Here is an 11,875-nt window from a genome sequence, read left to right on the forward strand (position 1 = left end):
GGACGACGAATCTCGAACGCGATGCGCAAGGAGGAGGACATCCATGCCGCTCGCCATGAATCGCGAGGTTTTCATCACCTGTGCCGTGACCGGCTCAGGCGGAACGCAGGACCGCAGCCCGCACGTGCCCCGCTCGCCCAAGCAGATCGCCGACTCGGCCATCGAGGCGGCCAAGGCCGGTGCAGCCATCGTGCACTGCCATGTGCGCGACCCCGAGACGGGCAAGCCGCGCCGCGACGTGCATCTCTACCGCGAGGTGACCGAGCGCATCCGCGAAGCCAATGTCGACGTGGTGCTGAACCTCACCGCCGGCATGGGCGGCGACATGGTGTTTGGCCCAGTCGAGAGCCCCCTGCCCCTGAAGGAGCAGGGTACGGACATGGGTGGCGCTTCCAACCGCATGGAGCATGTGCGCCAGTGCCTGCCGGAGATCTGCACGCTCGATTGCGGCACGATGAACTTCAACGAAGCCGACTATGTAATGACCAACACGCCGGGCATGCTGCGCGCCATGGGCGGCATGATGACGGAAATGGGCGTCAAGCCCGAGATCGAGGCTTTCGACACCGGCCATCTCTGGTTCGCCAAGCAGCTGGTCACGGAAGGCGTGCTCAAGCCTGACGCGCTGGTGCAGCTGTGCATGGGCGTGCCGTGGGGCGCGCCGGACGACCTCAACACCTTCATGGCGATGGTCAACAATGTGCCGTCGGACTGGAACTGGTCGGCCTTCTCGCTCGGCCGCAACCAGATGGCCTATGTCGCTGCGGCGGTTCTGGCGGGCGGCAATGTCCGCGTCGGCCTCGAGGACAATCTTTGGCTCGACAAGGGCGTGCTGGCCACCAATGCGCAACTGGTCGACCGCGCGGTCGGCATCATCGAGCGCCTGGGCGCCCGGGTGCTCGGGCCGGAAGAGGTGCGCCAGATGCTGAACCTTACAAAGCGCGCGCCGCTGGCGGGATAAGGACCCGCATTTTCTGACCATCCAAACAGAGCTGGAGGAGGCTCGCTGATGAAGACGGTCAACTTTAATGCAATGAAGGACGGGACGCGCGAGGAGTACGAGTTCCTCACTGAGCACGAGATCGAATACGCCGCGAAGACCGGTGACAGGCTGCTCGACGCCCTCGTCAAGCTCGACGAGGGCCTGTCCGGCTACAAGATCACGCGGCTCGGCCACTCGCTACAGTCGGCGACCCGCGCCTGGCGCGACGGCGCCGACACCGACTGGATCGTCAGCGCGCTGCTGCACGACATCGGCGACATCTACGCGCCCTACAATCACGACGAATACGCCGCGGCCATCCTGAAGCCCTTCGTGCGCGAGCAGTGCACCTGGGTGGTGGAAAAGCACGGCGACTTCCAGCGCAAGTATTACGCGCATCACGTGGGCGGCAATCCGCATGCGCGCGACAAGTTCGCCGGCCACGCCTATTTCGACGACTGCGACCGGTTCTGCGAGCGCTGGGACCAGTCGAGCTTCGATCCCGACTACGACACCTTGCCGATCGACTTCTTCCGTGCCTTCGTGGCCGAGGTTTTCGCGCGCAAGGCATACGAGCCATCCGTCACAAGGCCGGGCGAGCGCGTGCCCCTGGTCGATCCCGACATAGCAAGAGAAAGAAGCGGAGCATCCGCATGACCATCAGGAAAGCAGCCGCAATCGGTGGCGGCGTCATCGGCGCGGGCTGGGTCGCCCGGCTGGTTCTGAACGGCATCGACGTTGCCCTCTACGACCCCGATCCCGAAGCCTCCCGCAAGGTCGAGGAAGTGATGGCCGGCGCCCGCCGTGCCTATGAGAAGATGGCGACCGAGGGCCTGCCCGCAGAAGGCACGATCACCTATGCAAAGACGATCGCCGAGGCTGTCACCGGCGCCGACTTCATCCAAGAGAGCGTGCCGGAGCGCCTCGACATCAAGCACAAGGTGCTGGCCGAGATCGATGCCCATGCGCCGGCCGATGCGGTGATCGGCTCGTCGACGTCCGGCATCAAGCCGTCGGACATGCAGCCGGCCCTGAAACGGCCGGAGCGGCTGGTCGTCGGCCATCCCTTCAATCCCGTCTACCTGCTGCCGCTCGTCGAGATCGTCGGCGGCGAGAAGACGACGAAGAAGTTCATCGACAAGGCGCGCGAGCTCTACGCCTCGATCGGCATGAAGCCGGTGGTGATCCGCAAGGAGATCGAGGCCTTCGTCGGCGACCGCCTGCTCGAGGCCGCATGGCGCGAGGCGCTGTGGCTGATCAAGGACGGCATCTGCACGGTCGAAGAGCTGGACGACATCATGCGCTATTCGTTCGGCTTGCGCTGGGCGCAGATGGGCATGTTCCAGGTCTATCGCATCGCTGGCGGCGAGGCGGGCATGCGCCACTTCATGGCGCAGTTCGGTCCCTGCCTCACCTGGCCGTGGACTAAGCTGATGAACGTGCCGGAGTTCAACGACGAACTGGTGGACCTCATCGCCGGCCAGTCGGACGAGCAGTCCGCAAAATGGTCGATCCGTGAGCTGGAGCAGATCCGTGACGACAATCTCATCGCCATCTACGAGGGCCTTGCCAAGCAGAACGGCGGCCAGGGCTGGGGCGCTGGCGAGTTGCACAAGGACTATGTGAAGCAACTCGGCAAGGGCGCGTCGATCTCCGCGGCAGCTGCCAAGGCAAGGGCGACGAAGCCGAAGAAGGTGGCGAAGGCATGATGCTGATCGTGCGTCCTTCGAGGCGCGCACGCAGGACGCGGGTGACCTCATCGGAGACGCTCTGCGGGCTCGCACCTCAGGATGAGGACCGGCGAGGCTGCAGGACAAATCGTCAAAGTGGACGCTCGACGTGACAGCCTTCACAAATCGCCCAACGCTGGCGATTTGCACTGCCGGCACGCCGGTCCTCATCCTGAGGTGCGAGCCCGCAATACGTAGGCAAGTTTGGACAAGGATCTCGGCGGGCGAGCCTCGAAGGACGCACCCGATCCCCGGCACTCTGGAGGTGCAGCCATGAATTTCGGCCTGACCGAAGAACAGCAGCTCATCGTCGATACGACGCGCGCCTTCGTCGAGAACGAGCTCTACCCGCATGAGCGCGAGGTGGAGCGCACGGGCCATCTGCCGATGGAACTGATCAAGGAGTTGCAGAAGAAGGCGATGGCGGCCGGGCTCTACGCCGCCAACATGCCGGCCGAGGTCGGCGGCGCCGGGCTCGATACGCTGTCCTGGCTGCTCTACGAGAAGGAGCTCGGCAAGGCGAACTACGCACTCCACTGGACCTGTGTGGCGCGGCCGTCGAACATCCTGCTCGCCGGAACGGACGAGCAGAAGGAAAAATATCTCTATCCCTGCATCCGCGGCGAGACCTGGGACTGCCTGGCAATGACCGAGCCAGGGGCCGGTTCCGACCTTCGGGGCATGAAGGCGACCGCCCGCCAGGACGGCTCGGACTGGGTGCTGAACGGCACCAAGCATTTCATCAGCCATGCCGACATCGCCGGTTTCGCCATCGTCTTCATGGCCTCCGGCGAGGAAGACAGCCCGCGCGGCAAGCGCAAGAAGATCACCGCCTTCTTCGTCGACAAGGGCACAAAGGGTTTTACCGTCCGCGAAGGCTACCGCAACGTCTCGCATCGCGGCTACACCAACTCGATCCTGGAATTCGACGACTGCCGCCTGCCCGCCAGCCAGGTGCTCGGCGAGGTCCACAAGGGTTTCGAGGTCGCCAATTCCTGGCTGGGCGCGACGCGCCTGCAGGTGGCCGCCACCTGCCTGGGGCGGGCCGAGCGGGCGCTGGGCCATGCCATCTCCTATGCGGCCGAACGCCAGCAGTTCGGGCAGCAGATCGGAAAATTCCAGGGCGTGTCGTTCAAGCTCGCCGACATGGCGACCGAGATGAAGGCGGCCAACCTGATGACCTTCGAGGCCGGCTGGAAATACGATGCCGGCACGGTCACCGACGAGGACATGGCGATGGCAAAGCTGAAGGCGACAGAAGTGCTTGCCTTCATCGCCGACGAGGCGATCCAGATCCACGGCGGCATGGGTCTCATGGACGACCTGCCGCTTGAGCGCATCTGGCGCGACGCCCGCGTCGAGCGGATCTGGGAAGGTACTTCCGAGATCCAGCGCCACATCATCAGCAGGGCTCTGCTGCGTCGTCTCGGTGCCTGATCAATGACCCGCCTCGACCGCCTGCTGCGCCCGAAATCGATCGCCATCATCGGCGGCGGGTTCTTCGCGCCGAACGTGATCAAGCAAAGCCTCAAGATGGGTTTTGCCGGCTCGATCTGGCCTGTCCATCCCACCAAGGACGACGTGGCGGGCGTAAAAGCCTTCCGCTCGGTGGCCGATCTTCCCGAGGCGCCGGACGCGACCTTCATCGGCGTCAACCGCAACCTCACCGTCGATATCGTTCGCGAGTTGCGCGAGCGTGGCGCGGGCGGTGCGATCTGCTTCGCCGCCGGATTCCGCGAGACGGCTCACTACGACCCGGACGGCTCGCGGCTGCAGGACGACCTGGTCGACGCGGCCGGCCCGATGCCGATCATCGGCCCGAACTGCTACGGCCTGATCAACTATGCCGACGGCGCGCTGCTTTGGCCCGATCAGCATGGCGGCGTCCGACTGGCCGAAGGCAGCCGGGGCGTGGCGATCCTGACCCAGTCCTCAAACATCGCCATCAACATGACGATGCAGAAGCGCGGACTGCCGATCTCCTACGTCATGACGGCCGGCAACCAGGCCCAGACCGGCCTGTCGGAGATGGCGCTTGGCCTCATCGAGGACGAGCGCGTCTCGGCGCTCGGTCTCCACATCGAGGGTTTTGATTCCGTCGCGGGCTTCGAGCGCCTTACGGCGCGGGCGCGCGAGTTGAACAAGCCGATCGTGGCGATGAAAGTCGGCCGCTCCGAGCAAGCGCGCGCCGCGACCGTCTCGCACACGGCTTCGCTTGCCGGCTCCGACACGGCGTCGCGCGCCTTCCTGAAGCGGCTGGGGATCCCCCGGGTCGACAGCATCTCGTCCTTTCTTGAGACGCTAAAACTCTTTCACGCCGTGGGTCCGCTGTCCGGCAACACGCTTTCTTCCATGAGTTGCTCCGGAGGCGAGGCATCGGTAATGGCCGACAGCGCCGAGGGCAGGAGCGTCCGCTTCCCGGCGATGAGCAAGGCCCACAAGGCACGCGTGCAGGAGACACTCGGACCTTTGGTGGCTGTCGCCAACCCACTCGACTACAACACCTACATCTGGGGCAACCAGGATGCGCTAACCGCGACCTTCTCCGCGATGGTCTCGGGCGGCTTCGATCTCAACCTGCTGGTGCTGGATTTCCCGCACTCGGAGCGCTGCTCGGACGTGGACTGGTGGCCGACGGTGAACGCCTACGAGACCGCTCTGAAGACGAACGGTGCCAAGGGGGCGATCGTCGCCTCCATGGGCGAGAACATCCCCGAAGGCCATGCGGAAGAGCTGTTGCGACGTGGCATCGTGCCGCTCTGCGGCATCGTCGAGACGTTCGACGCGGCCGAAGCTGCGGCGTTTGTGGGTGAGGCGTGGGGCTTGTCCTCCCCCCTTGAGGGGGAGGTGCCCGCGAAGCGGGCGGAGGGGGTCGCCGCCGCTGGCGCCACACCTGGGCCGAGCACTTCCGCAACGACCCCTCCCGGCCAGCCTCCGGCTGGCCACCCTCCCTTCAAGGGGGAGGGTAACAGCGCTAACCCCGACGAGGCCGAAGCCAAGGCGATGCTGCGCTCCGCCGGCCTTGTGGTGCCGCAGGGCACGCGGGCATCATGCGTCGATGAAGCCGTTTCGGCCGCCGAGAAGCTCGGATTTCCGGTCGCGCTGAAGGCGCTCGGCGTCGCCCACAAGAGCGAACTCGGCGCGGTGAAACTCAATTTGAAATCCGCCGAAGAGGTAAGGATCGCGGCGGAGGCGCTGCTGCCGCTCGGCACCGGCCTCTATGTCGAGCGGATGGTGCAGGGCGGTGTTGCCGAGCTCATTGTCGGCATCACGCGCGATCCGCTGTTCGGCCCGGTCATGACGGTCGGCACTGGCGGCGTTCTCGTGGAACTCCTAAAGGACAGCGCCACGCTCCTGCTGCCGGCATCGCGTGCGGAAATCGAGGCGGCGCTGCGCGGCCTGAAGATGTTTCCGCTGCTCGACGGCTATCGTGGCCGGGCCAAGGCGGACGTCGCTGCTGCGGTGGACGCGATCCTCGCGATCTCCGACTTCGTGCGGGAGCGCGCCGGCCTGATCGAGGAGATGGACATCAACCCGCTGATCGTCTGCGCCGAGGGCAAGGGCGCCTGGATCGCAGACGCGCTGCTGATTCTTGGAGATTGATATGTCGGATGTGATCAAGACGCGCCGCGAGGGCGCCATCCTCGAAGTGACGCTCGACCGGCCGAAGGCCAACGCCATCGACCTCGCGACCTCGCGGCTGATGGGGCTCACCTTCCAGTCCTTCCGCGACGACCCCGAACTGCGGGTCGCAATCGTGAGGACGGCGGGCGAAAAATTCTTCTCGGCCGGCTGGGACCTCAAGGCCGCGGCTAATGGCGACGCTGTCGACGGCGACTATGGGGTCGGCGGCTTTGCCGGCTTGCAGGAGTTGCGCGACCTCAACAAGCCGGTCATCGCCTGCATCAACGGCATGGCCGTCGGCGGCGGCTTCGAACTGGCGCTGTCCTGCGACCTGATCTACGCCTCCGAGCATTCCTCCTTCGCACTGCCGGAGATCAAGGCCGGTACGCTGGCCGACGCGGCCACCATCAAGCTGCCGAAGCGCATTCCCTATCACGTCGCCATGGACCTTCTGCTCACCGGCCGCTGGATGGACGTGCAGGAGGCGCATCGCTGGGGCCTGGTCAACGAGGTGCTCCCTGCCGACAAACTGGAGGATCGGGTGTGGGAAATCGCACGGCTGCTCGCCGGCGGTCCGCCGCTGGTCTTCGCCTCCATCAAGGAAGTCGCCCGCAGGGCCGAGGCGATGGAGTTCCAGGACGCCATGAACTGGATCACCAAGCGCAAGTTCCGCACCGTGGACGAGCTCTACGCGTCCGAGGACAACCTGGAAGGTTTTCGCGCTTTTGCAGAAAAACGCGATCCGGTCTGGAAGGGGCGCTGAGTTCAGGCTCGGACTTGGGCGCCGAGTCGAAGTGATATCAGGAGCTTCGCCGTTCCAAGGCATTGGCCGAAGTTGCGGCGAAGTCTCCGGAAGAAAAGGCGGGGTAGGGCGGCTTACTCACTCATGCCCTGAAGGGCCTGCCACTTTTTGATTTCGACGCTGCGCAGGCTTGGCAGGCGGATGACACCCTTCTGCTTCAGCTTGGAGAATACGCGCGAAACCGTCTCGATCGTCAGGCCGAGATAGTCGGCTATGTCCGAGCGCGACATCGGCAGATCGAACACTTCCAGGCCTCCCTGGCGCTCGGCCATGTCCATGAGGAACGCCGCAACGCGCTCGACCGCGTTCTGGCGGCCGAGCACGAGCAGATGCTCCTGCGCCCTGACCAGCCCTTGCAGAACGAGCGGCAGTATCGCTTGTGAGGCATCCCCGACGGCGGTCAACTTGATCACGCGGACGCCCGTCGCGCTGACCGCCTCGGCGAAGAAGTGGTGCGTACCGTCGACTTCGAAGCCGAAGACCTCGCCGCCCATATGGAAGGCGGAGATTTGCCGGCGTCCGTCAGAAAGCAGCCGATAGACGCGGACGCAACCGAACTCGACCTGGTAGATCCCGTCGACCTTTTCGCCCTGCCCATAGATCTCGGCTCCGGCGGGGTAGAAGCATGCGGGCTGGGCAGTTCCGTCAGGTCCCAGGCCAGAAAACGGATTCGGATGCAGCTTCCCGGAGGCAGCCATTGCCTGCTTTGTGGAAGGCGACGTCATGGGCGATTGTCTCCCTTGATCTCTAAGGAGACCAATCGCGCATTATGTGGCACCGAAATATTCGGTTCTTCCCTTACGGGATACTACGTAGGGGAAGGCAGTGGGGTCGGTGTGATTGCGGAAATTCGGTCCTCCACCACTTCAACGAGCGAGCGCCCAAGCAGCGGCTTTAGGATCACAGCTCCATGATCGGGCCAGCGGGCCCTCGGGTTAAACCCGTCGATCATCAGGGCGATGGCGGGAATGGGGAAGGCCATCCAGTCACCCTCATAGAAACCCAGTGCCTTGTCGTCAACCACGGCGCCGGAAATCGTGGCCCACCCGGGCAGATCCTCCAGGCTCTTCAGCCAGGGGACCGCTATCACCGCGTATCCTTCCGCCTCGAGTGCAAAAGCCGTCGAGTCCCGGAGGGAAGCGTCTGGTACGACTACCAAGACTGTTTGCTTGCACTCCAATGTCGCGGCGCTCCAAAAAGCAACCCGAGATGGAATTGCGGGTCAGGCTGTGGAATAGCCGCAGCGGCAACAATTCGCTTTGAGGTAAATCAAAACAGTCGCTTCGCACCTATTTTTCCGTATACCCCGCTGCAATCGTCATGCGAACAAGTTCGGGAAGGCTTCTGGCGTCCATCTTTGCCATTACATTGGCGCGATGGACCTCGACCGTACGCGGGCTGATATCAAGATCATAGGCGATCGTCTTATTGGGCAGCCCGGCGACCACGCTGGTAAGAATCTCGCGCTCCCGCTCCGTCAGAAGCTCAAGCCGGGCTTTGATGCCCGCCACATCATGACCGGAAACGCCTTTGGAGAGTTCCTCCGCGGCTCGTTCGACCGCCTCGATCAGCACCTTGTCTTCGAACGGCTTCTCGATGAAGTCGACCGCGCCCGCCTTCATCGCCTCCACTGCCATCGGTACGTCGCCATGGCCGGTGATTACGATGGCGGGAATCCTGACCGGCAACGCGCGCAGTTTCTGGAGGAGTTCGACCCCGCTCATGTCCGCCATTCTTAGGTCCGTGACCAAGCAGCCGTTTCGGATATTGCGCGCCATATCCAGGAAGGCAGTGGCGGAATCATGCATCCGCACTGGGAACCCGCAGGTCGAAAGCAGGAACGCGATCGACTTACGGACGGGTTCCTCGTCATCGACCACGTGGACGATGTACTCACCGATCTCCATGGAGGTCCTCGTAAACGGGTAGGGTGAACCGGAACGTGGCACCGCCAAGTTCATTTCGTAGCACGTCCATTTCACCGCCATGCGCCTCGACAATGCGCTTCGAAATGGAAAGCCCGATCCCCATGCCTCCCGCCTTGGTTGTGACGAAGGGCTGGAAGAGTCGAGCGAGAATCTCGTCCGGGACGCCCGGACCGGTGTCCGAAACTTCGACCGCCACCTTCCCGATCCCATAGGGCTCGGTGCGCACTGTCAGCATCCGCGTATCGCTGTGCCGCATCGCCTCCATGGCGTTGCGAATCAAATTGATAAGTACCTGCTGGATCTGAACCCCGTCGACGAAGACGAGATCGGCTCCCGGTTGAAACTCGAATTTCGATCGGACACCCCGCTCCCTTGAGCCTACCAGGGCGAGCGCACCTGCCTCCTTCACCAGCTTGCGGATGTCCTCCGCATTCTTCTCCGTCTCGCCATGGGTGACGAATTCCCGCAGATGGCGAATGATGTCTCCGGCTCGCAACGACTGCTTGGCGATCTCACCGAGCGCCTCCCGGAGGCGGACGGAGAACGCCTCGGGCATGTCTCGGAGCACCCTGTTGCATCCTTGGGAATAGTTGGCGATCGTGGCCAACGGCTGATTGAGCTCATGGGCCAATGTGGAAGCCATCTCGCCAAGTTCGTTGAGACGGGCGAGCCGGGCAAGTTCGCTCTGGGCCTCCTGCAATCGTGCAGCGGATTCCTCGCGGTCCGTCAGATCGCGTACAAAGCCGGTGAAGTGCCTGCGCTCGCCTGTCCGGATCTCGCCCACCGCCAGCTTCAGTGGGAAGGTGGAGCCATCCTTGCGACGGCCCACCACGACACGGTCGAGACCGATGATGCGCTTTTCCCCGGTTTGCAGGTATCGCCTTATGTAGCCGTCGTGCTCGCTCCTGTAGGGTTCCGGCATCAGGATCTTGATATTGCGTCCGACGACCTCCTGCTCAGTATAGCCAAACTGGCGCACCGCGGCGGCGTTGAACGAAACGACGGTGCCGTCCTGATCGATGACGATGGTGGCGTCCAGGACGGTGTCCAAAATCGACTTTAGATGAGCCTCGCGCTCATCGAGCACCTCCTTGGTCTTGGTGATGACGAGCCAGGCGCGATGCAAGAGCTCCCCAAGAACGATCACGGTGCCGCTGACGACGAGGAAAACCACGAGCTCAAGCCAGTTGCCCGATGTCTCGATGCGTAGGCCTCGGAGGTAAAGGACACCAGGCAGCGCCAGCGTCATAGCCGCAATCCCTGGCCCGAGGCCGCCAGAGATGGACGCAATGAGGACGGCAGGCACGAAGAGGACGAAGATCGCGTGATCTCCGAGGACCCCGTGGAGGAGCAGCCTTAGCAGGAAAGCGGTCACAACGGCTGCAGCGGCCAGAAGGTAGCCCGCTGATCCCTTGTAATGGGGCGAGAAAACGATATCCAGCAGCCTGCCGAATATGTCCTTCCTCGCTACCGTTGTGACGGGCACTGTCATGATCTCAACTTAGCCAGGCTGCCCTTAGGACCAAATCTAACAGTTTGGATGCTTCGGACAACCGCCGTTTGGGTGTTTGTAGTGAAGTTGAGCAAAATCGCGTTCAATTCTGGATTGTAGTTCAAGCGCCAGGCAAAAGTTGTGGCGGATCGGACCGAAGTATTCGGGCTGTCGATTGCACGGGAGCAAATCCGCGCCATTGATGCCGGACCGGGCACCAACGCAGTGCTGGCTGGCCAGCAATCTCGTCGCGCTTCTCGAAAGAATTAGCTTCGGGCATGTGGTAGTCTGGCGCTGTGGCGGAGAAGCGCGCATGCAGGCGATGATGCTGGACAGCCTCCGAGAGCCCCTGAGGCCCGTGGACCGGATGGATCCTGTTCCCGGCTCGGGCGAGATGCGCATCAAGGTCGAGGCCTGCGCGATCTGCCGCACCGATCTGCACGTCATCGATGGGGACCTGCCGCACCCGAGGCTGCCGATAATTCCGGGACACGAGATCGTCGGCTTGGTGGACGAGGTTGGGCCAGGGGTCGACCGGGCACGTCTCGGGTGCCGGGTCGGCGTCGGCTGGCTCGGCCACACCTGCGGCCAATGCCCCTACTGCCTACGCCGCTCCGAAAATCTTTGCGACCGGCCAGAGTTCACCGGCTACACGCGCGATGGCGGCTTTGCGACCCATGCCGTTGTCGACGCCGGCTTCGCCTTTGACCTCGACGCTGGAGCCGATGCTGCCGCCCAGGCGCCACTTCTCTGCGCTGGATTAATCGGCTGGCGGTCGCTGAAGAAGACGGGTGACGCGAAACCGATCGGCTTCTACGGCTTTGGCGCGGCCGCACACATCCTCGTGCAGATTTGCGTGTGGCAAGGGCGGGAGGTCTTTGCGTTCACGCGGCCAGGCGATCAGTCAGGACAGCGTTTCGCAAAAGAGCTCGGCGCCGCGTGGGTCGGCGACTCGGATGAATCGCCGCCAATGCCGCTGGATGCGGCGATCATCTTCGCCCCGGTCGGCGAACTGGTGCCTGCGGCGCTTCGAGCGGTACGCAAGGGCGGCACGGTGGTTTGCGGCGGCATCCACATGAGCGATATCCCCGCAATGCCGTATGAGATCCTCTGGGAGGAGCGGGAACTGGTCTCGGTGGCCAATCTCACGCGACGAGATGCCGAGGAGTTCTTCCCGCTGGCGCAAGCGGCTGACGTGAAGACCGTTACGACCAGATATCCGCTCGCCGAGGCGAATGCGGCGGTCGCGGATCTTCGCGCAGGCCGGTTGAATGGCGCGGCGGTTCTCGTTCCCTGACAATCCGCGGGTCTGCCGAG

11 protein-coding genes are annotated in these 11,875 nt (G+C 63.6%); 7 read left to right on the forward strand and 4 right to left on the reverse strand.

Translation table 11 applies throughout. From position 1 onward, the window contains the following. The first annotated feature begins 43 nt into the window (after positions 1–43). The 6 genes from HUI96_RS15065 (at position 44) to HUI96_RS15090 (ending at position 7,099) form a co-directional block, all read left to right on the forward strand. Positions 44–961 (forward strand): 3-keto-5-aminohexanoate cleavage protein, encoded by a 918-nt coding sequence (locus HUI96_RS15065; protein WP_188255478.1) that lies wholly within the window; start codon positions 44–46, stop codon positions 959–961. A gap of 48 nt (positions 962–1,009) precedes the next feature. Beyond that, a complete protein-coding gene (locus HUI96_RS15070; RefSeq protein WP_188255479.1) occupies positions 1,010–1,639 on the forward strand; it encodes an HD domain-containing protein in 630 nt (209 codons plus the stop codon). Next, positions 1,636–2,691 (forward strand): 3-hydroxyacyl-CoA dehydrogenase NAD-binding domain-containing protein, encoded by a 1,056-nt coding sequence (locus tag HUI96_RS15075; RefSeq protein WP_188255480.1) that lies wholly within the window; start codon positions 1,636–1,638, stop codon positions 2,689–2,691. Before HUI96_RS15070 ends, HUI96_RS15075 begins: the two co-directional genes overlap by 4 nt. A gap of 294 nt (positions 2,692–2,985) precedes the next feature. After that, positions 2,986–4,149, forward strand: coding sequence for an acyl-CoA dehydrogenase family protein (locus tag HUI96_RS15080; protein WP_188255481.1), 1,164 nt, complete (start codon positions 2,986–2,988; stop codon positions 4,147–4,149). Positions 4,150–4,152: 3 nt separating this feature from the next. Then, entirely contained in the window at positions 4,153–6,315 is a 2,163-nt protein-coding gene (locus HUI96_RS15085) for an acetate--CoA ligase family protein (protein WP_188255482.1), read from the forward strand. 1 nt (position 6,316) lies between these two features. Beyond that, positions 6,317–7,099, forward strand: a complete 783-nt coding sequence (locus tag HUI96_RS15090; RefSeq protein WP_188255483.1) for a carnitinyl-CoA dehydratase — start codon at positions 6,317–6,319, stop codon at positions 7,097–7,099. 113 nt (positions 7,100–7,212) lie between these two features. Here the strand turns inward: HUI96_RS15090 and HUI96_RS15095 are convergent, their stop codons facing one another. From HUI96_RS15095 to HUI96_RS15110, 4 genes are all read right to left on the reverse strand, one after another. Then, positions 7,213–7,836, reverse strand: a complete 624-nt coding sequence (locus HUI96_RS15095; protein WP_188255575.1) for a helix-turn-helix domain-containing protein — start codon at positions 7,834–7,836, stop codon at positions 7,213–7,215. Positions 7,837–7,946: 110 nt separating this feature from the next. After that, a complete protein-coding gene (locus HUI96_RS15100; protein ID WP_188255484.1) occupies positions 7,947–8,297 on the reverse strand; it encodes a hypothetical protein in 351 nt (116 codons plus the stop codon). A gap of 130 nt (positions 8,298–8,427) precedes the next feature. Continuing rightward, complete coding sequence (gene fixJ / locus HUI96_RS15105; protein WP_210320179.1) at positions 8,428–9,045, reverse strand: response regulator FixJ; 618 nt, start codon at positions 9,043–9,045, stop codon at positions 8,428–8,430. Further along, complete coding sequence (locus HUI96_RS15110; RefSeq protein ID WP_188255485.1) at positions 9,032–10,558, reverse strand: PAS domain-containing sensor histidine kinase; 1,527 nt, start codon at positions 10,556–10,558, stop codon at positions 9,032–9,034. The genes fixJ and HUI96_RS15110 overlap by 14 nt, the downstream gene beginning before the upstream one ends. Before the next feature lie 313 nt (positions 10,559–10,871). Between HUI96_RS15110 and HUI96_RS15115 the strand changes: the two genes are divergently transcribed. Next, complete coding sequence (locus HUI96_RS15115; protein WP_188255486.1) at positions 10,872–11,855, forward strand: zinc-dependent alcohol dehydrogenase family protein; 984 nt, start codon at positions 10,872–10,874, stop codon at positions 11,853–11,855. Positions 11,856–11,875 lie beyond the last annotated feature (20 nt).

This window comes from Pseudaminobacter soli (ex Zhang et al. 2022) (assembly GCF_014595955.1).
Classification (GTDB): domain Bacteria; phylum Pseudomonadota; class Alphaproteobacteria; order Rhizobiales; family Rhizobiaceae; genus Kumtagia; species Kumtagia pseudosoli.